The sequence below is a fragment of the Pseudalkalibacillus sp. R45 genome (assembly GCF_052246725.1).
Taxonomy (GTDB): domain Bacteria; phylum Bacillota; class Bacilli; order Bacillales; family Fictibacillaceae; genus Pseudalkalibacillus.
In genome coordinates, this window is the sequence record NZ_JBQQCL010000001.1 from 739,502 (window position 1) to 764,320 (window position 24,819).

Genomic DNA, 24,819 nt, shown 5'->3' on the forward strand with positions numbered 1-24,819 from the left:
TAATCCATGTGCTGTAATATCAAATCATTTCGTAATTGATTCTACAATCTTCTCTGATGCTTTTCCATCACCAAAAACATTCTTATAGTTAGGTTTAGTGTCACTAGTTGCATAGCTTACAATTTTATCAACATCTGTACCAACAATTACGTTTGCCCCATCCTCAAGGGTTTCAACCCATTCAGTCTGCTCTCTTAACGTGACACATGGGGTTTCCATAAAATAAGCTTCCTTTTGTACACCGCCTGAATCAGTCAAAACTTTAGACGCACTTTTGACCAACTTGATCATATCAAGATACCCGACTGGTTCAATAATTTTCAAGTTTGGAATACGGTGAAGGTCCATACCTAGATCATTCAGTTTATTCTTTGTTCTAGGATGAATCGGCCAAACCTTTACAGCATCAATTTTAGAAAATGACTCAAGGATATTTGTAATATTTTCTATACTATCAGTGTTTTCTGCTCGATGAACAGTAATGAGATGATAGTTGTCCTCTTCTAGTCCTTTATCAGTAAGAATGTTTGATTTTTCTGCAAGCTGTTGATTATATAAGACAGCATCATACATAACATCCCCAACGTTGAGAACATTGTGATGGATGTTTTCATCATTAAGATTTCTAACAGCTGTTTCAGTAGGACAAAATAAAAATTCAGATACATGATCGGTCATAATTCGATTGATTTCTTCTGGCATTTTCTTATTGAAACTTCTTAACCCAGCCTCTACGTGAACCACAGGTATATGTAGTTTGGAGGCTGCTAATGATCCTGCCAAAGTCGAATTCGTATCACCATATACAAGTACATAATCAGGCTTTTCTTCTAATAGAATTTTTTCGATTTCAATCAGCATTTCACCCGTCTGTTTTCCATGTGACGCGGATCCTATTCCTAGATGATAGTCTGGTTTAGGGATATGGAGCTCTTCAAAGAAGATATCAGACATGTTTTTATCGTAATGCTGACCGGTATGGACAATTTTTTCTATATGATTTTTACGTAATACCCTTGATACTGGTGCTGCTTTAATGAATTGAGGACGAGCCCCTAAGATCGTGATTACCTTCATTATGACACTTCCTTACACTTTAATATCTTTCCATATATTTGAGATTATGCCCATCAATAGGAAATACACCCAGGGTACGAAAACCCAGATAAAACGTAACTCTGTAAATTCCTGAATATATACAATTGCCAGCATAGCTAACATTCCATTTATAAATAGAAAAGCTATTTTCCAAACTGAGACTGGAACTTTGTATACTTGTTGACTCCGCCTGAAAATCATTATGTTAGCAAGCAAGTATGAAAGGACAACTGAAGCAGCTGCTCCCCATAGGGAAAACAACGGAATCAAAACCACGTTCAATATCAGACTTACAACGGCAGTTATTCCGAAGTAATAAGAAATCGGTTTGGTTTCTTTCTCAATGAACAAACCAACTGAAATGATCAAATAATAAAAGTTCAAAAATGTCCCCGCACTTAATAATGCAACATATTTGGTCGCATCCGCAAATTCAGGATTCGGAATCATGAATTTCAATACAAATGGAATTACGGTTGCAATACCCAGTAAGCCTATAATTCCTAGAATAAGTAAAATATAATAAAACTTCGCAAAGATCTTTTTAGCATCCGGCTTTTCTTTAATAGACATTGAATAGGGACGCCATGCCATCTGAACACTGGAAGTAAGTAACGTAATTACAGTTGCGAACTTGACAGCCACCCCGTAAATACCATTCGTAGCTACCCCATCAAAATGTACAATGAAAAAACGGTTTGCGAAGGTAATGACCCAGAAAGCTAAGGACGCTGGTACTAGGGGGGCTGCATACACAACTATTTTCTTTAAAACTTCATAATCGATTTTAAATCTCAGGTACTTGATGACTGGTCGTACTAAAAAGGCTACGACCACGACCATACTGATCACTCGTCCGATGTAGATCGCTTCTACACCTGGTAAGAAGAATTTTAAAATAATAAATGATAATAATGCTACAAGACCTAGCTTTAGGACAGTATAAATCATTACCTTAAGGCTTTTGAACTGGAAACGGTACAACGTCAAAATCAACGTTATGATCGCTTCGAATACAAGTACAATCATGGCTATATAGACGACATGTGCATAATCTTTACTATCTGTAACAAGTTGTGATATCCAAGGACCGAAGAGTAGGGCAATCGCAAGTAGAATTAAAGAAATCCCTAAGCGGAAAGTCAAAACTGTTTCGACATAAGTATCTCTTTTCTCTTCATCCTCTGTGTCATAGTAATAAAAGGCCAATGCATTATCCGTTCCGAAAATGATGAAAAAGGTCAACATGGCAGTCATTGCATCGACTGCATCAAAAACCCCCATTTCTGTTTGCCCTAAATAGGCTGTGTAAATGGGGAGCATCAAGAAAGCGATCAGCTTTGTTCCCACGTTCATCAATGCATAAAGGAGGGAATCCCCTCCTAATCGTTTGAGTTGGTTCAACAACTTATAACAGCTCTCTCTCGTCTACCTTTTTCGTAAATTTCGCGGGAATACCTTTCACCACAGTCTTCGGTTCTGTATTTTTAGTCACCAGGGCACCAGCAGCCACAAAGGTTTCCTCTTCGATTGTAATTCCCGGTAGTATGATACTCGCACCGCCTACCCGAGCACCACGTTTGACCGTTGCACCTTTGATTTTATCAAACCGTTCTTCAGTCCTGCCCATGTAATTATCATTAGTAGTTGTGACACAAGGCGCAATAAAGACATGATCTTCTAAATCAGTGTAGGCTGTGATATAGGAATTAGATTGAATTTTAGTACGGGTCCCGATTGTTACATGATTTTCTACAGTAACTCCACGACCTACAATGACAAAGTCTGCAATTTTCACATTTTCACGTACACTTGCTAAGTCTGCAATCAATGTATCATTTCCTATTGTTGCTCCTCGATAAATCACACAATTCGCACCGATAGTAACCCCACTCCCGATAAGAAGCGGAGGGATGGTCTTATCAAGCTTTACAGTACTTGTCTTACCTGGTTTTGGTCCCTTCCCCAATACTGCTCCATCATCAATTGTTGTTTCATCACCGATAACGGTTCCAGAATGGATGGTCACACGGTTTCCAATTTTGACGTTCTTACCGATTTGTGCACCATCTTCGATAACAGTAAAGTGACCTATTTGAACTGAATCATCAAGCTGGACCGATGGATCAATATGATTCATAAGATTAAACTCTCCTTACCATTAAAGTTTTCTATATTTGTTCGGTTTTTCGACGTCTTTCATTGCATTACGCGTATCGAAAATGACCGGGCTCTTTTGGGCAATCATATTATAATCAAAGTCCGAATGATCAGTAGTCAATAATACAAGGTCTGAATTTTCGAGAATTTCTTCGCTCAGCGTTACAGTTTCCACCACTTCACCATTCAATTTGAAATGTGGAACATATGGATCGATTACTTGCACATCTGCACCTGCATCATATAATTCTGTCAATATTGGTAAGACTGGTGATTCCCGATAATCATTAATGTCTTTTTTATAGGCCACTCCAAGGACAGCGACTTTTGCCCCTCTTAATGATTTTCCATCTTCATTCAGAATTCTCATCGAACGATCAACAACAAACTCTGGCATTGAATTGTTGATTTCACCAGCTAATTCAATTAATTTAGTATGATAGTTGAATTCTCTTGCTTTCCAAGTCAAATAGAATGGATCGATCGGAATACAATGCCCTCCTAAACCAGGACCAGGGTAAAAAGCCATGAATCCATATGGTTTGGTTTTGGCAGCATCAATCACTTCCCACACATCAATACCCATTCTTTCACATAGGATGGCCATTTCATTTGCAAGCGCAATATTAATATGTCGGAATGTATTCTCAAAGATTTTTTCCATTTCCGCTACTGCTGGACTTGATACCTCATGTACATCTCCTTCCAGGACATTTCGATACAAGGCAGCTGCAACTTTCGTACAGTTTTCAGTGATTCCACCGACTACTTTTGGTGTATTTTTCGTTTTGAATTGTTTGTTCCCTGGATCGACTCGTTCTGGTGAGTAGCCGATAAAGACTGATTCCCCACAAACTAAACCGCTCTTCTCCAATGCTGGGCGTACAATTTCTTCAGTAGTTCCTGGATATGTTGTCGATTCAAGTACTACCAGCATCCCTTCGTGCGCATACTTTGCGATATCATTTGCAGAACTTTGTACATATGAAGTATCTGGTTGTTGGTAAATATCTAATGGTGTTGGGACACATATCGCTACTGCGTCAACCTCTTTGATTTTAGAATAGTCAGTAGTTGCTTGAAGTAGTCCATTACTGACCATTTCATTCAAATCTTCATTTACTACGTCACCGATATAGTTGATCCCATCATTCACCTGTTGGACTCTTGATTCTTGCACATCGAATCCGATTACTTTGAAACCAGCCTTTGCTTTTTCTACTGCAAGCGGTAAACCGACATAACCTAGTCCTACAACACCGATAACCGCTTCTTTAGATTCAATTTTATTTAATAAACGTTCGACTAAACTCATGAGTAAAACTCCTTTTACTTAATTTATTTTAACTGCCTTACCTGTCTTGCTTGATTCAAGTATCGCTAAAATCAATTGAATTGGAGCAATCCCGTCTTTTGCCGACACGATAGGTTCACGGTCTTCTTCAATAGCTTTGACCATATCCTCAATAATCCATTGATGCCCTGGTTTTCCAAACGGATTTTTTTCAATTTCTTTCTGTAAAGCCAACACTTCTTCCTGTGTAATTCCTTCAATATTCCAAGTTTGGATATAGTTAGCTGTTTTTCCTCCAATTTTAGCAGTTGCTTTCTCACCAAAAATGGATAATGATTCTTCAAGGTTGGTTGGATAAATCGTGGTTGCAGCCTCGATCACACCAAGAGCACCACTTTTGAATCGGACAACTGCAGTAGCGACATCTTCTGTCTCGATGTTACGCAACCTTGTAGCTGCCATCCCTTGTACGGATTCGACAGGTCCCATCAACCAGAGCATCAGATCTAAATCATGGATCGCCTGGTTCATGAGTACTCCTCCGTCATATTTTTCAGTACCACGCCAGGGGGCTTGGTCATAATAAGCCTGGTTACGATTCCATCTTACTGTGGCATTGGCATGGCTGATCTTACCGAACAATCCATCATCAATCGCTTTTCTTAGCTTTTGAACTGCCGGCCGGAAACGGTTAGGATGGACAACAGCCAACTTCACCCCATTTTCTTCAGCAACTTGTTGCATTTTTTCCGTTTCTTCTAATGTCAACGCCATTGGTTTTTCTACAATGATATGACGTTTGTGCTCTGCGACAATTTTTGTCAACGGATAATGTAAACCTGATGGAACACAAATATTTACAACATCTATCTCATCATTTACTTTTAACATTTCATCCAAATCGGTGTATGTTTGATAATCTTTATATTCTTCTAAGCGTTCTGGGTTTGTATCACATACTGCAACCAGCGCTGCTCCATCAGTTTTTTCAATTGCATCTTTATGTTTCTTAGCAATGTGTCCGACTCCAACAAGTGCAAAATTAATCACGCTGTGTTCCCCTCCGAGCATCAATAATGTATTTCCAAAAAACCAAACCTAATACAGTCAAAAATAGACCGCCAAAGATTGCTATTAAGAGATTAGGAATCAGATTGGATTCCTCTTGTTTAATGACTGTTTCGATCTCCATCGGTTCTTCAAAAAAGTGAAGGTTGGTTTCTTGTTTTCTCATATTTTCTATAAAAAACGGTAAATTCGTCTCTAATTCCAATAAAATCTCTTTGTAATTGTCGATTTCTACTATTGATAAGTTTTCATTTTTCAGTTTTTCAGTATAAAAATCAATTCGTTCTTCCGTTTTCTCACTCTGGGTTTTAAAAACCGTTTTACCTTCTTGAGTGAGCTCCTTGCGTTTATTATACGCAGATTCCAAATCATCCCAATATTGATTTGAAACTTTTTCCAATTGTTTTTCCGCAACGTTTTTGTCAGAGGAAGTTACCTGGAATTTGACCCGACCATCACTTGGTATGATGACCTTGAAATCATCTCTGTACTCTTCGGGTAACTTTTCCTCATATATCTTTAAAATGAGATCATTGTCAGTTAAGCGGTCTTCAGTAAGCCCTCCAACATAAAATAACGTTTTTGCTTCATATGGGCGATCCTGGAACATAGATAAACCTATTGCAATCAACGAAAGAATCAATGGTACAATCAAAAAATATTTTTTCTTTTTCCAAAAGAAAACCAAGTTTTCATATAATACAAATTCACGTTTTGCGCTCACTAATACAGCCTCCAATTTACTAAGCTATCTTTATACATAAAAGAAATCCCTCAGAAATGAGGGAAGACGTCAAACTTTTTTATAAAATTTTGCCATCATTTCTACAACATAGGTTTGTTGTTCAGTTGTCAATTCAGGAAACATCGGTAATGAAAGTGCTTCCTTAGCAGCTTTTTCAGCCTCTGGGAAGTCTCCCTCCTTATAACCTAATTCCTTGAAAACCGGTTGGACATGAAGTGGCAATGGATAATAAATCATTGTCGCTACGCCATTTTCCTTCAAGAATCCTTGAAGTTCATCACGTTTACTTACACGTATTGTATATTGATGGAATACATGATAACGGTTTTCTTCTTCAACTGGAACTGTGACTTCTTCAGGTAACAACTCCTTTAGAAGCTTCGTATAATTTTCAGCATTGTCCCTTCTCTGTTCACTCCATTCATTTAAATGAGGGAACTTTACATTCAAGATAGCAGCTTGCATTTCATCCAAACGGCTATTATATCCGAGAATATGGTGATGATATTTAGGTTTGCTGCCATGTACACGAATGACACTCATCCGTTCAGCTAATTCTTCGTTATCTGTAACAATCATACCAGCGTCTCCATATGCCCCGAGGTTTTTAGTCGGGAAGAAACTATAGCAAGCAGCATCTCCTAGTTGGCCGCTTGTACGTCCTTTATAAGAAGAACCTATGGATTGAGCCGCATCTTCGACGATATAGATGTTGTGTTTTTCAGCAATTTCGATAATCGGATCCATATCTGCACACTGACCATATAAATGAACTGGCATAATCGCTTTCGTCTTGTCAGTGATCGCAGCTTCTATCTTTGAAGGGTCGATATTGAATGTTACAGGGTCGATATCAACAAAGACGGGCGTAGCCCCAGTTCTTGCTATTGCACCTGCAGTCGCAAAAAACGTAAATGGAGTCGTAATGACCTCATCACCCGTTGTCACGCCACAAGCCTGTAAAGCGATATGTAAGGCGTCACTACCATTAGCGACACCAATACCGTATTGCACATTACTGTAATCAGCAACACTTTTCTCTAGTTGTTTAACGTTATCTCCCAATATAAACCTTGTTGATGTCATCACTTCATCAAGTGTAGATAACATTTCATCTTTTAATGATTCATACTGTCTGGAAAGATCAAGCATAGGTACTTTCATTTAATTTATTTCCCTCCGTAGAGTCGGTTATTATATTTCCTTAAATTGTGTGGTACACCGACAAATTATAACATATTGTCTGTTCTTATTGCTTCTTTTTTATTTATTCTTTTCCAGTTACTTTTCGATAAAAGTTCAAAAACGGTTTGTATCGATCATTAACAAGGCCAATGGTTTCAGCCAACACCTGTGTTGCAAATAAAAGGACAATTGTTATGACAATAGCTACCCATAAAGTTGCACTAGAAAACAGGATTGCTGCTGTGCTGAAAATAATACTGAATCCATATATGATCAAAACAGTATTCCGGTGAGATATACCAAGAGTTATCAACCGATGGTGCAAATGCCCCTTATCAGGTGCGGTGATCGGTTTTTTATTCGCAATACGTCTAATGATCGCAAAAATTGTATCGAAAATTGGCACTCCTAATAATATGATGGGTACTACAAAAGAGAACAACGTTACGCTTTTGTATAATCCCAGTATTGAAAGCACCGAAATCATGTAACCCAGAAATAATGATCCCGTATCACCCATGAAAATCTTTGCAGGATGAAAATTATATACAAGGAATCCAATCACACTTCCTAAAATCACTAAAGCGATCGTTAATATAAGGACATTTCCATTCAGAAAAGCCATTACAGCAATCGTCCCGATTACAATCGAGGAGATGCCTGCAGCTAATCCATCCAATCCATCAATCAAGTTGATTGAATTAGTGATCCCTATAATCCAAATAAGTGTAAGTGGATATGCCCAAATGCCAACTTCGAACATCCCGATAAAAGGCAAATTGAGTATATCAATTGTCAGTCCGCTGGATATGACTAATAAAGCAGCAAGGATTTGACCTCCAAGCTTTATTTTTGGAGATAATGTATACAAATCATCAAACAACCCTGTAAGAATGATTACAATTCCAGCTAAAGTGATACCTGTGACCTCTTCTGTATATAATCCGCTTGTAAAATATCCAACAACCACCCCAATGAATATTGCCAGCCCTCCTAACCGAGCCATGACTTTACCATGGACTTTCCTCTGATCAGGATGGTCGACAGCATGGATTCTAATTGCGAATTTTTTCACATAGGGAGTCAATATTAAAACGGTCAAACATGGTATTAGAAATGATAGGATGAAATGAAAATTCATATTATTCTCTCCTCATTTGGTCGTAACATAACTATTCGTTAGAAAGGGTTAATTCAATGGGTTGTTTACAATTTCTAAACCTAACTTTTACATAATTCTTTTATTTAGTTACTTTTCCCTTTTTTTCACAATGCGAAATATGTAAAAGTTTCCTTGTCAATCTCTCTCAATGTTGGGTTTCTATGTTATAATTCGGTTAGAATTTATTATACAGGAGAGAGTATTAATGCATATAGTAAAAAGCATCTTCAAGGGAAATCCTTCACTGAAAAAATATCTTAAAATAATTAATCATATAAACAAACTGGAAAATGACTTTGAAAAACTTACTGATGACCAGTTAAAAGAAAAAACAGTTCAGTTCAAAGAAAAATTGAATACAGGAAGTACAACCGATGATCTTAAGATACATGCATTTGCACTGGTACGTGAAGCTTCCAAAAGAGTTTTGGGTCTAAGGCATTATGATGTACAGCTCCTTGGCGGTCTTGCATTATATGAAGGCAAAATTTCCGAAATGCAGACAGGAGAAGGTAAAACCCTTGTCGCCTCCTTACCAAGTTATCTGAATGCGCTCGAAGGTAAAGGTGTTCATGTAATCACTTCGAATGAATATCTTGCAAAACGAGATTTTGAAACAATCGGTAACATACATAAATTCCTTGGTCTTACAGTTGGATTGAACGTATCAGGAATGTCTACGCAGGAAAAACAAATTGCGTATAATGCTGATATTACATATGGAACCGGAAATGAATTTGGATTTGATCATCTAAGAGACAATATGGTGTTCAAGGTTGAGGAACAAGTTCAACGTCCGCTTCATTTTGCGATTGTTGATGAAGTAGACAGTATATTGATTGATGAAGCAAGAACACCATTAATCATAGCTAATAAAACAGATATTTCAGCAGACCTGTATACCATCATCTCACAAATCATCGGTTCATTTAAAGAGAATCTTCACTTTGAATTGATTCGTGACTCAAAACAAACCCTACTTAAATCCGAAGGAGCAACAATGGTAGAAAAAATCTTCGGAATAGATAATTTATATGATATTGAGCATCAACCTTTACTTCAATCTATTAATAAAGCTCTACATGCACATTTCATATTGAAGAAAGATGTCGACTATATTGTACGGAACGGTGAAATCATGCTGGTAGATGCCTTCACCGGAAGAATCATGGAAGGCAGAACATATAGTGATGGACTCCATCAAGCAATTGAAGCGAAAGAAAACGTTCAAATAAATCCCAAAAATGATACACAAGCTTCAATAACCATTCAAAATTATTTTAGAATGTACAAAAAGCTATCGGGCATGACAGGTACTGCTAAACCATCTAAAGACGAATTTCTTTCTACATACAATTTGGAAGTTATTGAAATTCCAACAAATAAACAGAAAGCTCGTGTCGATCACGATGATCTTGTTTTTGATAACGATCAGAACAAACGAAACAAGATTGCTGAAATTGTACAAGAAATTCATAAAACTGGCAGACCAATTTTAGTCGGTACTACATCGATCCAGCAATCAGAAAAGATCTCTGAATTATTACTAGGTATGAATATACCGCACCAGCTCCTGAATGCGAAAACAGAAGAAGAAGAAGCCAAACTTATATCTCTTGCCGGTCAGTTGAATCAAATTACGATTGCTACCAATATGGCTGGTCGCGGGACAGATATAATGCTCGGTGAAGGGGTAGCTGAACTTGGCGGCTTATACATCATCGGAACTGAAAGACATGATAGCAAACGAATCGATTTACAGTTGAGAGGCCGTGCGGGACGTCAGGGCGATCCTGGAACTTCACAATTCGTCGTCTCTATTGAGGATGAAATCGTAACGAATTATGATGATGAATCACTCGAAAAATTCAAAGAAAAATATGTTACTTCTCCCGAAGGACAAATAGTAAAACCTGATCCGCAAAAGTTTATGGATAAAGTCCAACAGACTGTAGAAGGATTTCATTATTCAGCAAGAGAACACCTTCTTAAACTTGATAACGTCGCAGATCAGCATAGAAGTATTGTTTACAAAATGCGTCAAAAATACTTGACTGAGGAAGACATACTGTCATTGATTGAGGTTGCTTATCAAAAGTATTTTGACTGTTTGGTCAATGAATATTGTACGGAAGAATCTATCCCTGAAGAATGGGGTACCCAATCAATGCAACAAGAACTTGCTATGCGATTTCCTGAAGTTGAAGATTCCTTTTTCATAGTAGAAGATAAAGAGGAATTAAATGGTAAGCTTAAAAAGACCTTTATACCATTCTTAGACGAAGTTTCTGCAGCTATGAATAATGAAATCGCCTTGGAGACTCGATATTTATTTGTTAAAGTATTGGATTCCCTCTACATTCAGCATTTAAACGATTTAACCGATTTAAAGGAAGGAATCCACCTTCGTAGTTATGGCCAGGAAGATCCTTATTTATCTTTTGAACGTGAAGGGTATCATCTTTTCCAAGAACTTCTTGTTCAGTTCTATGGTAACTTCTGTTCACACTTCTATCCATTAATCAAAAAGAAAATAAATGATTCAGCGCACAAGAAAGAAAGAGAGGAAGTAAATGTTTTTTAAAAGTAAAAAAGTAAGCAATGAAACTAATGCCCAGTATGATGCAGAAAAACCTTCTATTGATGTAGATGGGGAAACCGAGAGCTTGGTTGCAGAAAACAATATGATCCAGACCACTTTGTCATACCACCCTGAATGGAACGTTGAACAAAATGAAAAGTATGTATTCCAATTTCACCACAATCAATTGAATGGAATGGAACGAAATCAAATTTCTGTTAATGGAATTAAACTTACAGAGGCTGAAGATTCGTTTGTTGCTACAGCATTTATAAGAAATACATTATCAAATGCGATACGATTTGATGCATTAACCTTATTGTTGTTGAATAGTGAAGAACAAGTCGTTGCTAAAAGAACCTTTGAAATGCATCATTTCGGCGAATTAGACTCATTACATTGCAGACCTTGGAGATTCTTATTCAGTAAAGATGATTTAAAAGATGGAGCCAGACTTCCAGTACAAGATTTTAAACTTGCTTTTGAAATCAAACAGAAACAGCAATCATCACATCGCCTTGAGCTAGCCGATAGTTGGAAACAAAACTTAAATGCAGGTCAAAAAAATGAAATCAATGAATTAGTCGGGAAGCTCCCTCCACTTAAGAAGAATGAAGTGAATCTGATGGGGATCCAAGCAGAACAAAAAAATGATGACTCATTACATGTCATGATTTTAATCAGAAATGGCAGCGATAAAAATATAAAATTAGAAAAACTGCCACTAACCATAGAAGATGCCCATAATAAAATAATTGCAAAAGGCCTCTTTGAGCTAGAAGATTTTCAAATTCGAGCTAATACTAGTAAGCCATGGTCATTCATATTCCCTCCAGAATTAGTTAAAGAGAACGAGATCGACTTGACCAGATGGAAAGCCTATTCTAACTAAAAGAACTGCCGACTTCTGTCGGCAGTTCTTTTATAATATTTCGTCTTTCATCTTATTTAAAGAATATTCTATGTCATTCAATGTAGGGTACTTTCCAGGGTGTAGTTCATTACCAGCTTTTTTAATTTCAATCGATCTCTTTTCTAAACGCTCCAGCATGGCAATCTTATCTTGTGCAATTTGGGTTTCACCTTTTTGAAGATGGACTTCGATTTCTTCCATCAGCTCATATCGTGACACTTCATAAATAATTGTTTCTTTTGTAATTTTTGCAGATGTAACATATCGTTCCATGAACAAATCACGATACTTGCTTCCATAAACTCGGCTCATCGCTCTTTCAGAACGTCTGATTTCATAGGATAGTTTATGGTAAGCTTCAACAACCTGATCGTTCAATATCTGTGAATCAATATATGATTTTAAAGTAGTCTTAGCTTGATCCAAATCTTTACCAACTTTTACTCCATCAATAAATCGTGCTGCATTCAGTTTCATATCTTTAGCATATTGTAAATCATCCTGAAGATCAGCGTTGGATGATCCTAACTCCGCTTCCGCATTTTTAATTGCTGATCCAGTCTCGTTGTATTTACTCATAAAAGCGTCCGATACAACTAAATCACTCTGATCAGAAACATTCCAAGAATAATACGGGCGCAAATCATTCGAAAGTGATACGGCCTGATTGACAAGTTCCAATGCCTTGTTCGAATCAAGCACTCTTTTTGCCCCTAAGTATCTTGTGTCCCAATATGATAAAGATAAAGAACTAATCGTGATACCTTTTGAAGATGATGCATGGATAAATTGATCTGAACCAACATAAATCCCAGCGTGTGAAGCCCCTGGTTTATATGTTTCAAAGAAGACAAGATCACCAAGTTCCAGTGAACCTTTACTAACAGATGTACCCACTCTATATATGTCAGCTGTTGTCCTTGGCAAATCTACACCATTTTTTTCAAACACATAATTCAAGAAACCTGAACAGTCAAATCCACTTGGAGAAATACCCCCATAAACGTAAGGTACACCTATGTAATTTTTTGCATCACTGATTATTGCACTCGGAGACGAAGCCTCAGCCTGATTTCCTCCTCCGAACATAGCCCCTGCGGAAACAGCTAAAGACAACATTATGTATGTAGCTTTCTTTTTCACCCTAATCCCCCTAAATGAAATCTTTACCCTTTTTTATAAGAATTCCTACTTTCGACATAATTTAATTATAATGAAAAATATTACCTTTTACTATTAACGTAAAGTTACAAAATCCGAGTTTATGTTACATTTATATTACGTTAAGATTAGTATATTACAAAACAAAAAGCCGCCCGAAAGGCAGCTTGGATAGAATTAATGAATGTTATACTCTACTAAATCATTATTTTTGAAGTAAAATCCTCCACCAACCAGGATTTTATCTCCTTCTATATCATAAACACGATAGGCGATACCCTGTTCCCTTTCTTCAAAGACATTACCATCAGGGCTATATAAAGGAGTGTCTTTTAATAAAGTGACATAACCTTTATAAAACTTTACATTACTCGTATTCTTTATATAGTATCCTCCACCGACATGATAGTTATTTTCATCAAATGAGTACACCCGGAGAGCATGACCTTTTCCAAAAGATTTATATTCACTGCCATCTGGTGCATACATCTTGGTTTCACTCTCGATAAGGATACGACCAATATACGGAACTACTTTATTCAAGTCCTGCTTGATGTAATACTCGCCACCTACATTGAAATATGATCCCTCAGTATAATATACTCTTAAAAACTCATCCTTCTCTCTTTCATCTACAGGAACATATTCCCCAAATTCTTCTTTCTTAAGGAATTGAACCCCTTCTCTTTTGATATGTAATCTAGCGATAGGTTCCTTCGGATCTGGTAAGATACTTTGATCGACATTCGGTAAAAAAGCTGCCGGTTCTTGTACTAGATTTGAAGAAGAAATATAAAAGGTTTGATTACCATCAGTCACATGATAATACACATAATGTTTAAAGGAATCATTGATTGCGAAAGGACCTTCCAATATTTCTAATCGTGTATTATGAGGCAATGTTTTATTAAGTCGATTTCCATCAACTCCGTCTCTAATATATGAAAAGTCTAAATCGTCATTATATGTGTATACCGTCTGCCCTGTTTCTAGCAAAATTTGTCGAGAATACGTATTTGCCATATCCCATTCGTAATCTACTCCTGGCGGAAAATAAATAATATCTGATCCTTCTTCATATCGAAGTTCGATAGGAGGAAATTCTTCTATAGACAATAAGAAGTTGTCCCTTAAAACCCTATATATTTTTTCTTGATAGGCATTAGGATTTTCTGTAGGATCATTGACTCTTGAGAGTCCATTGTAAGCCATAAGTGCAAAATACCAGTTTTCGAGAATTTCAGGATCCATGTTGTTTATTTGTGGCAAGTCTTGGTTGTTCCATCTGCTTTTTAAATGTAAAGCGCCTGCGTGAATATTATCCTCGATATTCCAACTGATTTCCTCTTGTGTATAACCATATTTTGCTAAATCTTCATCGGTCAATGTAATCTGCATAATTCCAATTCCGCCATCATCGGAAATATAAGGATTACCAGTTTCATCAAATTGTGTAAAATCCGATTCCTCGTCTGCCATTGCTATCAATATTTCTGGTGGGATACCCTCTGCAACCGCTATCTCCGCAATAAGAGCTTTCTTTTCTTGAAAATTTAACTCCTGAGAATCTTCGGCTCCCCCCTGCTTTGGTACAACCATCAATACTCCTACAAACAAAAGAAAAACTGCAACAATCTTTTTCACTGAAAGTCCCCTTCCCCCTCTAGAAGACTTTAAGTCTTCTAAACTCTTATTCGACCTCTTCTAAGGTCCAATACTTAAATGGTAACAGATCATTACCAAGGAATTCCAGTGCTATTTGTTGTGGTATGAGCTGAAAATATTCTTTTTCTTCAGAAACAAAATAGATGCCGACTACTTCAGATCCACTCAAACCTAGAACAGCAGGGTAATATGTATCATCATTCGCTTGTAACAACCCTTTTACAAGTTTTTCATCTTTGGTATCGGATAGTTCGACCTTTTTTATTAAATTTATAGCCCAACCTTTTTTCTTGTACTTCCCAATGATTTTCGGAGGATTCTCCTTGAGTTCGCTCAATAGTTTTTCATCTTTGTTGATAACTTTAGACATAATGTTTCTACCTCCCTATATCTATTAACTATCATATTATAGCAAAAAATGTAGGTTTTTATCTAATCCCTTGGTATTATTATCTGAATTTACAAAAAATACTATTCATTTCTGGTAATACAGTGTACTGTTGGGTATATTTGGGTATATAATAGAGTAATCGATTAAGGTGGGATAAAAATGAAACACCACATCATTACCAAATTATTTATTAGTAGCCTTTTAATAACCACTACTGGATGTTCAAATCTTTATGATTCAAATGATAATTATAATAAACCGAAGTCAGCTTCAAATGAAGACCAAAATCAAAACACAGTAACTTCTACAGAAACCGACCAATACCAACTTGAACTGAAGTCGATCCTAAAAGAAACAGAACTAGATTCAATAACAGCAACCACATCAATACTTTCAGATGAACAGATCATTTCACTTTATATACAAGTAGCTCCTGAAAGCTATAGTGAATCGAAGGCAAAAGAACTCGCCACCAGGTTTATACAAACCCTCGGTGATATAGATAAAGATCTCTGGAAGGTATACACGTTTCAAATGGTGTATACCAAAGAGGAAAATGATCTTTTATACTCTCTTTTACTGCATACTACAAACAACTCAAACGAAGTGATTATCCTTCCCGAACAAAAAAGGATGAAAGAAACCAAGGATAATATCCTTTGATCCGTCAAACGCAATCCTAAAGTCCCTATTATCTAAGTAATTTAGAATAAGACTATATAACCCCTTATGCACTTCCGATATTAACTATAAGTTCCACAATTAGTTAATAAGGGGGTTTTTTTATGAGTAATGTTCATAAAAAAGTATTATTATTTCTTCTAGTGTTCTGTCTCTCACTACCACTTAGTGCATTCGCCAAAAATTCAGGAGAAAGCAATGACAAGCTAGATTCTTTTAAACTATGGGAAATAAAAGGGAAAAGCAAGAACATAAAAACATTCAACACTGAACAGACTTTTGATTTAAATGAGGTAAATGAACGACAAATCATTGTAAACTTGATTGATCCAACAAAAGAAATCCAACACCCAGGGCTTGAAGATGTACCTATTTCAAATCGACTAAAAAATAAGGGATACCGTATTTTCAGAGTACCAGCAACTATGGATTATAAACAAACTCTGAAAAAATTAAAATCGTTCAAAGAAGTCAAATTCGTAGAGCCCGATTTTTTAAAAGAATTGAACTATCAACCTACTGATCCGTATTATGATGATCAATGGTATTTAGAACATATCAACATGCCTGCCGCTTGGGATGTGACAACAGGTTCAGAAGATATTGTAGTAGCTGTACTGGATTCAGGAGTTAATAATAACCATCCGGATTTAGCAGGTAAAGTTTTACCAGGTTATGATTTTGGGACCAACGATAATAATCCTAGTGATAACAAAGGTCATGGTACTGCCGTAGCTGGAGTCATTGCAGCTAACTCGAATTCTATCGGAATCACTGGTTTAGCTTTTAATACAAAAATCCTGCCTGTGAAAGTTTCTAATGAAGATGGCCGAATCACAGATAGCGCTGTCATCGAAGGGATCTATTATGCGATAGACCAAGGTGCAGATATAATCAACATGAGTTTTGGAAGTGAATTAGATAGTGTTCCCCAAAAATCAGCTTTAGTAGAAGCGTATTTAAATGATATAACGCTCGTGGCGTCAGCTGGAAATGATGGGACCTATCATTTGATGTATCCGGCATCCTATCCATTTGTTATCAGCGTGGCATCTACTAATGATGGTGATACTTCATCTTCTTTTTCAAACTTTGGTGATTTCATAGATCTATCAGCACCTGGAGAGGGTATTATAACTACAAATCTGACAGGTACTTATAGTGCAGCTGATGGAACTTCATTTTCTGCTCCAATTGTAAGCGGGATTGCTGCTCTCGTAAAAACGAAATATCCACATTGGGGACCTGCTGAAATTGAATGGGCACTAGAAAATGGAGCACAGCGATGGTATGAAGGGGTCTATTGGACTCCGATGTATGGATACGGTCGGGTAGATGGATATAATTCCTTGATCAATATACCGGATTTGACAAAGGATGTACCTAATCGAAGCTCCGAAGCAATTTCGCTTAATTCTGGTGAGGCTTACACGAATCGTATAGACATGCCAGATGATACTGATTGGTATGAATTAAACGTAACAAACCGATCAGAAGTTACAATCGACATTACGAATGTTCCTTATGATCTAGATATCGAAGGGATTATCCTTACAGAACAAACTTATGGATACACGGAGATTAAAAGGATAAACCAAGCATCAAATGGAGAAGATGAGCACCTGGTTTTTAATGTAGAGCCCGGTGTTTATAAGATAGGCTTATATGATTTATATAACCATTGGGCTACAGATGAATATATAATTAAAGTCAAAACAGTCAAAATAGATACACCTGTTTTGACGATTCCAAATGTTGATTTACCATCTAATCATCGACACCCAGTGGCACGTCTTCATATAAGAAGATCTGGTGTCAATTTAATGAAAAAAGAAAATGACGGATCCTTCACGTTTTATAAAGAGCTAAAACGAAATGAATTTTACCGGACGTATGGAGTGGAAGGAAATTACTATAATGTTGGGGGACCATATTTCGTAAAACATGAAGCTGGGAAAATGGCTGTATATATTGGCAGAGCAAACGTTGAACAAGACACTCCGCTCTACGCTCCAGATGGCAGTTTTGCAAGAACCATACGTAAAGGGGAAGCAATCCGGGTTTACTCTTATGATAATAATCGCTTCAATGTGGGTGGAGGTTATTATATAAAGAACAATTCCAGAGTCTTTTACACAATCGGATATGTGACTTTGAAGCAAGATAATTACATTTATAATCCGAATGGTCAAATATACGAGAGACTGCCAGCTGGAAACAGATATTGGGTTTATGGAATAGAAGGTAAAGAAATAAACCTAGGCGGAGGATACTACATTTTAGACGATCGTAATAAAAACAGTTTTATGAAAAACTAAAAAGAGGCTGGGACAAATGAACTTTGTTCAATAGAAAACCCGAACAATTTGTCCGGGTTTTCTTTATTGAGCAATATATGAAGGGTTCCGCTTCGTCAACATCCTTCGCTTTCCGCGGGCACGGCCTCAGCCTCCTCAGAAAGCACAGACCGCTTTCTTGCGGGGTCTTCGACTCGTGCTGTTCCCGCAGGAGTCTACGGATGTTGCCTACGCTTTTCGTCTTTCATTTTATCCATATATTTTATTGTTCGTCTTTTCTGTTGGCAGTTATAGTTTTGTCCCAGCCTCTTTATTTTTTATCTAAACTCATGATAACTTTTTGACCATTGATTTCCTTATATTTGAATACTATTTTATCGCCAACTTTATAATCTTGGATTTCTGCAGCTACTTCCTCAGTGATTTGGAAGGCTTGAGGTCCATCAGTGGTCTCCACCTCTATTGTATGAGAGTCTGCTTGCCCATTGTATGAACCTATGACAGTGATCATATCTTCTTCGGCTTTTTCATCCTTACTTGAATCCTCATCTGCACTTTCATCATTACTATTTGTGTCTTGGCTTTTTTCATCTTCACTTTTTTCGTCAGTGTCTTTTTCTGTTTGACCTTCATCTGAAGTTCCAGGTTCATCGGCTGTATTTTCGTCTGAATCAGACTGACAACCAGCAACTCCTATTACTAATAGTAAAGACATAAAAACCATCAACAACTTTTTCATATGTATACCCCCTCTATGTAAAATAATTGTAACAAACCAACCAATAAAATACATCGACTATTTGATAGAATAACTTCTGATACATTATACCTAGTTTTCATCATATGAAAAATTAACGATACTTGAGCAAATTGACAGGGTCTTATGTAAACCATGTTTTCCGAAGATGTATGAATGTTATTCTTTGGAGGTGAGATCGTGTCGAATAGGATCAATTGGATTGATACAGCAAAAGGAATTGGAATTCTTTCTGTTGTATTGGGGCACAGTGTAATGGAAATTTCCTTATTCCTATATTGGTTTCATATGCCTTTATTTTTCTTCTTAAGTGGATTTTTATATAAACCGAATGATCAATTCATTATTAAAAAATTCTCAGTACTTTTGATTCCTTATTTAACTTTCTTTTTAATCATCACTGGCATCAGATATTTGGATGAAGGTGTGCCCACATTTGAAGGGTTTATGAAGGATGGTCTAAACCTGTTATACGGAGGAGAAGTCCTTTCAGGTTATTATGGAGTTTTCTGGTTTGTAACCTGTTTATTTGCCTTGAGCATTGCATATCATCTGATTTTCCAAAAAATAAAAAGCTGGAAAGTATGGTTAGGAATTATTGGAATGTGCTATCTCCTTTCATATGAATATTCACTATACCTCAAGGACTTGACAGTTATGTGGAATGTAGATGTAGTGCTTTATGCGATCGTTTTTTATGCGTTAGGACATATATATAAAAGATTCAAACAAACAATAAATACATATAGTCTACATTTGACTTTCTTTTCGCTAATCGTTATTGGGGGGGCTCTATTGGCTCATTTAAATAATTCGATGTATTATCGATTGGATATGAAATCGCAGCTTTATAATCATTTTGGTTTAGATCTTATATTACCTTTAAGCTGCATTATTATTTTAATCACCATTTCAAAATTTCTTTCACAATATAAAGTTTCCTTTATTATATTAAATACTTTAGGAACAGCTTCGCTTACAATCATGTATTTACATTTAGTATTTTTGATTATACTGCCTAAATACACAGGTCTCCCATTGTGGAGTGTGATCATCAGCTCAATCATTTTTCCTGCGATATTCCATACTCTGGCCCAAAATATTACACTATTGAAGATTTTTTGCTTAGGCCAGCTTCACCGCTACTTCCCTAAAAAATACATCAATTTGCTTTATAGAACCAATGTATGACCTATAATAAAAAGCCCCTCTGAAACGCTCAGAGGGGTTTCCTATTAATTATTTAGTTTTTGCTATAATTTACATGTGCTTTGTTGTTGATAACGTAATAACCGCCACCAAGATCAATCTTATATCCATCAATTCCATATACTCTGTAGCTTTCATCTGCTAGAAGCTTCTTGTATACAGTGCCATGAGGAGTGTACAGGTAAGTATCCTGTGTAATCTTAGCATGCCCAACATAGTAGGTAACATCTGCGTTGTTAGCCACATAATAACCGCCACCTACATTGAATTGGTCTTTATTGTAAGAGTAAACGCGGATCTGTTCACCCTTCTTCAATGTTCTGTGGACTGTGCCATCTGGAGCATACAGCTTCGTATCCTTATTAATAGAGATACGGCCAATGTAAACACTCATCTTACCTTCTTCGTGTTTTACATAGTAATCTCCACCTACGTTGTAATATTGACCCATCACGCCGTAAGTTCTATAAAACTCTCCACGCTTAAGCATTTTGTACTCAGTGAATGAACCGTCTTCGTTCAGTTTCAATAATGGTACATCTTGTCTTACATGCAAACGAGCGATCGGTTCATTGTGGTTTGTTGGAAGTTCAACATTTGGAATAGTCAACTCTTCTTCAACTTCACCACGGAAGATGTTTACTTCTTTCACAGTCTTATTTCCTGCCACGTCGATTAATTCTAGTTCAAAAACATTGTCACCTTCGTCTAGCATTACCTTAGCTTCTAATTCATGGGTAAATGCTTCCATCTTCAGAGATTCGCCAATGTCTTTCTTATAGATCTCACTGCCATCTAATTTCAAGACTGCATGAGAGTAGTTATCTCCAACTTTTACATTCAAGTTAGTCTTATCCGTACTTTCATCGACTGACTCTGGTGCATCTACTTCAAGAGTAGGCACAGTGGTGTCAGTCATAACGGTTCTTCTGAATCCGATCTCGTTGCCGGCATCATCAGTACCTTCAATATCGATATGATGGACACCATCGTTTTCAAACTCAACAGTTGTCTTGAAGTGATAATCGCCATCTTTATACGTTAGAGGTACTGTCTTTCCGTTAACTAATAATTCTTCCATACCAGAAGCATCTTCTACATAACCTTCAACAGGTACAGTATTCGTGTTCAAGTGTACCAACGCTTCCGGTGTTGGGACGAAAATTGAAGGTACTTTGTTATCTTCTCCTACTACAGCGTCCGTTTCAGTGTTTCCAGCATAATCATATGCTACGACTTTAACAGATGCATCAGCTGGAATGTCTGTTAGTGTATATTCTGCAACATCTGCTGCAAGAGGTGTTTCAAGTACAGATTGATTGTTTACTACAACATCAAAGTGAGAGATTCCTACACCTTCATCTGTAGCGTTCCATGAAAGCTTTTTCGATCCAGCATCAAGAGTAGCTGTAATCTCAGGAGCTTGAGTGTCTACATAAACAGGAACTTTTACAGATTGCCATTCAGCATCTCCATAGTCAATAACGGATTGGATTTCGTAGTAATATACTCCATCTTCCACCGTTTCCCGTTTAACTTTTCCATCCCAGACAGCAGAATCTTTTAATGATCCCAAATCTTCACTGCCATCATAATAATGCTTACGTACATTGTTTTCAGTTGCTAATGTACGTAATGATTCCTCATCCTCATTGAGAATTGAATATTTTACTTCTTTTGCATTTCTTAAGAAGGTAAGGTACGGTACGATATCATCGCGTACTCCATCACCATTCGGAGAGATTGCAATTTTACCGTCATGTACTAGTCCATCTGCTGGGTTTTCTCCAAGATATTCATAATCTCCATCTAGAGCAGATGCCATTCCAGCTTCACCATAGAAAGAAGATTCTTCATGTTTCATACCATCAAGGATAGGTGCTTGGTCCCAATCACCCTTGAATCCAACATATGGAATACTAAGCTCAGGAAGCAAATCATTCGCATCCTTCAATTGAACGAAACCTTCTACAAAGTACCCATTTTCAAAGATTTCATCTAATGGAGCATTGTATGCCCAATCGACTGCATTTGATAAGTCAACAGTCACATCAAATTCGACTGAAGAGTTAGCAGGAATGGATACATACTTTTTCCCATCAACAATTACAAGATCATCTGATGTAAAATCAATTGGATATTCACCTTTCCAAGGTGCATCCGCGTTTACAGTCCCTTCTTCATAAATACCTTGTGCTTCAAGAAGGTTCTCTCCCCCAAGTACCAAATCGGTTTGGACGTTACCAAGAAGTTCATAGGTAACTCTTTCATCGGATACGTTTTCAGCTTTTAAGGTGAATGTTGTTTCCTCGCCGATTTCTTTCAAAGAAACTTTAGCTTCACCTTCATGAGTAACAATAACTGGTGTTTTTAAAGCAGCTTCAAGATCCATCAATCCAGCTCCACCACGACGAGGTGAAAAATAGTTATCAGTTGGATATGCACTGTTATATAGACCTTTATCAGCTTGAACACTTGCTGTATTCATCAAAATATTTTTTGCAAGATTAACACGTTCAGGACCAGTTACACCAAAGTCTGCATCTACACGCTGTAACATCAATGCTGAACCACCTGCTACATGTGGTGCTGCCATTGAAGTCCCACTCATCAATCCGTATTGGTTGTCGTTGAAAGTGGACAAGATATTTCCACCAGGAGCAGAAATCTCTGGTTTGAAATCCAAGTTAGGTGTTAGACCCCAAGAAGTAAACGATGAAAGCTTACCAGCATCAGGGTTCAATGCAGTCATTTTTTCACCAGTGAAAGTCAATGATACATCTTTACCAGCTTCAATCTCTTCTTTTAGAGCTTCCCCAGCATCCTTAAGGATGAATAGTTGAGGAATTGTAATGTCAGATGAAGTCGCCATGCTCACATATCCAGAAGAGTGGTTGAAAATGATCACTCCAGCTGCTCCAGCATTTTGAGCATTCAATGCTTTAGTGACAAATGGAGTTTCACCACGTTGGATTAAAGCAATTTTTCCATCCAGGTCAAGTCCTTCAAAGTCATTTGTTTCTGGTTCTGAACTTCCTTCATCACCAGGCATACGACCAAGACCTGCATAGACTACATCATACGTTTTCACTTCTAGATCATCCGGATGTACGGAGCTAGCAGAGAGGAACGTAGTAGCGCCAGCTTCTTCTCCATCAACTGAATACGAGAAAGCATCCAAGTCTAAATATTGATTTTCCATTGATGCTACTTGTAATGATTCGTATGAAAGACCAGGTGCTCCAACTACTCCGATGTCCGGGTTTGAAGGAAGCGGGTTACCGAATCCATTACCGAAGTTAGCAGAGTTCCCAGCGGAAATCGCCATGACTACGCCATTATTTACAGCACGTGCAACGGCTTGTTGTTCTGGGTCTTCAGAGTCCACGAATGCTGCAGTTGAACCAAGACTCATGTTAATTGCATCTGCACCTAGAGCAATTGCATCGTCAATCGCTTTAATATAGATATCTCCGAATGTATAAGGCATTAATGGGTCATTTCCAAAGACCTTCATCCCAAGAATTTGAGCTTCTGGAGCTACCCCTTTAATACCGCCATTCTCTTCATCACCATTCGCTCCCACAGTACCTGATACGTGCATACCATGCATGGAAGCTTCCGGTCCTAAGTCTCTGACTTCATAGTTGTGATCTGCATAGTTATAGCCAAATGGAACCTTTGGTGTGAAATATTTCCCATCCAAATCTCCATCAATTGCAGCATCAACATCTTCCTCAGTAAGTTTCCCTGTAGTAGAATCCGTCAAAACCATGTCCCTATGCGTTGGATCGATACCAGTATCAATTACAGCAACTACCATTCCTTCACCTTTATACTGGAATTCCTCCCAGGCTTCAGGAGCATTGACCATGTCTTTACTGTAGATCATATCTGGTTCTGCATTGGTCGGTTCAGTTTCAGGGCGTTCGTATTTATTAACGATGTAAACTTCTTTAACCTCAGATAACCCTTCAATCACTTTGACCGATTTATAGTTCACGACTCCACTGAATCCATTCATGACAGTTGTAAAACTTTCGTTGTATTCCATTGGAATGGATTTATCAGCAATCAAATTCTTTACTTTCTTTTGTGCTTCTAGCGAGGTTTTATGTATTGATTTCTTCTCAGATGATGATAGATCGCTATACTTTGTGTTTTTCTTTTGAGCAATTTGTATTCCAGCGTCTTTTTCAAGTTCGACGATTACACGGACTTTATCAGTTGCCTTGTAATCTTCACCTGTTTCTGGATTGAACTTTTTCGCTAACTTATGATTAACCGGGTCATTTTTCTCATGTAGTTGCTTCAGGTTACCTGCAGCACCTGCTAACGCTGCATTTGAGAAGAGCATGAGTATTGCAAGAAAAACTACTAAACTCTTTTTAATTCTCAAAATGTTTTTCCCCTTTCAAAGATGTTTTAAGTACATAAATCTGACAGAATCCC

General features: G+C 37.3%; 18 protein-coding genes. 5 read left to right on the forward strand and 13 right to left on the reverse strand.

From position 1 onward, the window contains the following. Nucleotides 1–24 precede the first annotated feature (24 nt). The 8 genes from wecB to ACTWQL_RS03665 form a co-directional block, all read right to left on the reverse strand. A complete protein-coding gene (gene wecB, locus ACTWQL_RS03630) occupies nt 25–1,077 on the reverse strand; it encodes a non-hydrolyzing UDP-N-acetylglucosamine 2-epimerase (protein WP_443141050.1) in 1,053 nt (350 codons plus the stop codon). A 12-nt stretch (nt 1,078–1,089) separates the two neighbouring features. Beyond that, nucleotides 1,090–2,505, reverse strand: a complete 1,416-nt coding sequence (locus ACTWQL_RS03635; protein WP_443141051.1) for a lipopolysaccharide biosynthesis protein — start codon at nt 2,503–2,505, stop codon at nt 1,090–1,092. A gap of 1 nt (nt 2,506) precedes the next feature. Then, the gene (locus tag ACTWQL_RS03640; RefSeq protein ID WP_443141052.1) at nt 2,507–3,238 is read right to left on the reverse strand and encodes an acyltransferase; all 732 of its coding nucleotides are present in this window, start codon (nt 3,236–3,238) and stop codon (nt 2,507–2,509) included. A 21-nt stretch (nt 3,239–3,259) separates the two neighbouring features. Continuing rightward, nucleotides 3,260–4,573, reverse strand: coding sequence for a nucleotide sugar dehydrogenase (locus ACTWQL_RS03645; protein ID WP_443141053.1), 1,314 nt, complete (start codon nt 4,571–4,573; stop codon nt 3,260–3,262). 18 nt (nt 4,574–4,591) lie between these two features. Next, a complete protein-coding gene (locus tag ACTWQL_RS03650; protein WP_443141054.1) occupies nt 4,592–5,602 on the reverse strand; it encodes a Gfo/Idh/MocA family protein in 1,011 nt (336 codons plus the stop codon). After that, nucleotides 5,595–6,344, reverse strand: a complete 750-nt coding sequence (locus ACTWQL_RS03655; RefSeq protein ID WP_443141055.1) for a hypothetical protein — start codon at nt 6,342–6,344, stop codon at nt 5,595–5,597. Before ACTWQL_RS03655 ends, ACTWQL_RS03650 begins: the two co-directional genes overlap by 8 nt. Before the next feature lie 69 nt (nt 6,345–6,413). Continuing rightward, nucleotides 6,414–7,529 carry a DegT/DnrJ/EryC1/StrS family aminotransferase gene (locus tag ACTWQL_RS03660; protein WP_443141056.1) on the reverse strand — a complete coding sequence of 372 codons (1,116 nt, stop codon included), beginning with the start codon at nt 7,527–7,529 and terminating at the stop codon, nt 6,414–6,416. Between the two features lie 103 nt (nt 7,530–7,632). After that, on the reverse strand, nt 7,633–8,691 hold the full coding sequence (locus ACTWQL_RS03665) for a glycosyltransferase family 4 protein (RefSeq protein ID WP_443141057.1): 1,059 nt from the start codon (nt 8,689–8,691) through the stop codon (nt 7,633–7,635). Nucleotides 8,692–8,860: 169 nt separating this feature from the next. On the opposite strand from ACTWQL_RS03665, the gene secA2 reads away from it, so the two are divergent. Both secA2 and ACTWQL_RS03675 read left to right on the forward strand, forming a co-directional pair. Beyond that, nucleotides 8,861–11,296 carry an accessory Sec system translocase SecA2 gene (gene secA2 / locus ACTWQL_RS03670; RefSeq protein WP_443141058.1) on the forward strand — a complete coding sequence of 812 codons (2,436 nt, stop codon included), beginning with the start codon at nt 8,861–8,863 and terminating at the stop codon, nt 11,294–11,296. After that, on the forward strand, nt 11,286–12,185 hold the full coding sequence (locus ACTWQL_RS03675) for an accessory Sec system S-layer assembly protein (protein ID WP_443141059.1): 900 nt from the start codon (nt 11,286–11,288) through the stop codon (nt 12,183–12,185). The genes secA2 and ACTWQL_RS03675 overlap by 11 nt, the downstream gene beginning before the upstream one ends. Before the next feature lie 30 nt (nt 12,186–12,215). On the opposite strand, the gene ACTWQL_RS03680 is transcribed toward ACTWQL_RS03675, so the two are convergent. The 3 genes from ACTWQL_RS03680 to ACTWQL_RS03690 form a co-directional block, all read right to left on the reverse strand. Next, the gene (locus ACTWQL_RS03680) at nt 12,216–13,349 is read right to left on the reverse strand and encodes an NlpC/P60 family protein (protein WP_443141060.1); all 1,134 of its coding nucleotides are present in this window, start codon (nt 13,347–13,349) and stop codon (nt 12,216–12,218) included. Between the two features lie 195 nt (nt 13,350–13,544). Further along, complete coding sequence (locus ACTWQL_RS03685) at nt 13,545–15,011, reverse strand: transglycosylase SLT domain-containing protein (protein WP_443141061.1); 1,467 nt, start codon at nt 15,009–15,011, stop codon at nt 13,545–13,547. 46 nt (nt 15,012–15,057) lie between these two features. Beyond that, nucleotides 15,058–15,402: a hypothetical protein gene (locus ACTWQL_RS03690; RefSeq protein ID WP_443141062.1), complete on the reverse strand. Its 345-nt coding sequence runs from the start codon at nt 15,400–15,402 to the stop codon at nt 15,058–15,060. Between the two features lie 180 nt (nt 15,403–15,582). Between ACTWQL_RS03690 and ACTWQL_RS03695 the strand changes: the two genes are divergently transcribed. Together ACTWQL_RS03695 and ACTWQL_RS03700 are read left to right on the forward strand one after the other, a co-directional pair. Beyond that, a complete protein-coding gene (locus tag ACTWQL_RS03695) occupies nt 15,583–16,086 on the forward strand; it encodes a hypothetical protein (protein ID WP_443141063.1) in 504 nt (167 codons plus the stop codon). Between the two features lie 122 nt (nt 16,087–16,208). After that, complete coding sequence (locus ACTWQL_RS03700; RefSeq protein ID WP_443141064.1) at nt 16,209–18,422, forward strand: S8 family peptidase; 2,214 nt, start codon at nt 16,209–16,211, stop codon at nt 18,420–18,422. 289 nt (nt 18,423–18,711) lie between these two features. Here ACTWQL_RS03700 and ACTWQL_RS03705 read toward each other — a convergent pair whose 3' ends face one another. Beyond that, nucleotides 18,712–19,140: a hypothetical protein gene (locus tag ACTWQL_RS03705; RefSeq protein ID WP_443141065.1), complete on the reverse strand. Its 429-nt coding sequence runs from the start codon at nt 19,138–19,140 to the stop codon at nt 18,712–18,714. A gap of 198 nt (nt 19,141–19,338) precedes the next feature. Here ACTWQL_RS03705 and ACTWQL_RS03710 point away from each other — a divergent pair, with 198 nt between their 5' ends. Further along, on the forward strand, nt 19,339–20,349 hold the full coding sequence (locus tag ACTWQL_RS03710; RefSeq protein WP_443141066.1) for an acyltransferase family protein: 1,011 nt from the start codon (nt 19,339–19,341) through the stop codon (nt 20,347–20,349). 52 nt (nt 20,350–20,401) lie between these two features. Here the strand turns inward: ACTWQL_RS03710 and ACTWQL_RS03715 are convergent, their stop codons facing one another. Then, nucleotides 20,402–24,766: a S8 family serine peptidase gene (locus tag ACTWQL_RS03715; RefSeq protein WP_443141067.1), complete on the reverse strand. Its 4,365-nt coding sequence runs from the start codon at nt 24,764–24,766 to the stop codon at nt 20,402–20,404. Nucleotides 24,767–24,819: the final 53 nt, after the last annotated feature.

Excerpts from the sequence above, each read along its gene's own strand:
- ACTWQL_RS03660 (WP_443141056.1), bottom strand. The coding sequence starts at position 7,529 with ATGAAAGTACCTATGCTTGATCTTTCCAGACAGTATGAATCATTAAAA.
- ACTWQL_RS03705 (WP_443141065.1), bottom strand. The coding sequence starts at position 19,140 with ATGAAAAAGTTGTTGATGGTTTTTATGTCTTTACTATTAGTAATAGGA.
- secA2 (WP_443141058.1), top strand. The coding sequence starts at position 8,861 with ATGTTGGGTTTCTATGTTATAATTCGGTTAGAATTTATTATACAGGAG.
- ACTWQL_RS03665 (WP_443141057.1), bottom strand. The coding sequence starts at position 8,691 with ATGAATTTTCATTTCATCCTATCATTTCTAATACCATGTTTGACCGTT.
- ACTWQL_RS03645 (WP_443141053.1), bottom strand. The coding sequence starts at position 4,573 with ATGAGTTTAGTCGAACGTTTATTAAATAAAATTGAATCTAAAGAAGCG.
- ACTWQL_RS03700 (WP_443141064.1), top strand. The coding sequence starts at position 16,209 with ATGAGTAATGTTCATAAAAAAGTATTATTATTTCTTCTAGTGTTCTGT.
- ACTWQL_RS03690 (WP_443141062.1), bottom strand. The coding sequence starts at position 15,402 with ATGTCTAAAGTTATCAACAAAGATGAAAAACTATTGAGCGAACTCAAG.
- wecB (WP_443141050.1), bottom strand. The coding sequence starts at position 1,077 with ATGAAGGTAATCACGATCTTAGGGGCTCGTCCTCAATTCATTAAAGCA.
- ACTWQL_RS03695 (WP_443141063.1), top strand. The coding sequence starts at position 15,583 with ATGAAACACCACATCATTACCAAATTATTTATTAGTAGCCTTTTAATA.
- ACTWQL_RS03640 (WP_443141052.1), bottom strand. The coding sequence starts at position 3,238 with ATGAATCATATTGATCCATCGGTCCAGCTTGATGATTCAGTTCAAATA.
- ACTWQL_RS03675 (WP_443141059.1), top strand. The coding sequence starts at position 11,286 with ATGTTTTTTAAAAGTAAAAAAGTAAGCAATGAAACTAATGCCCAGTAT.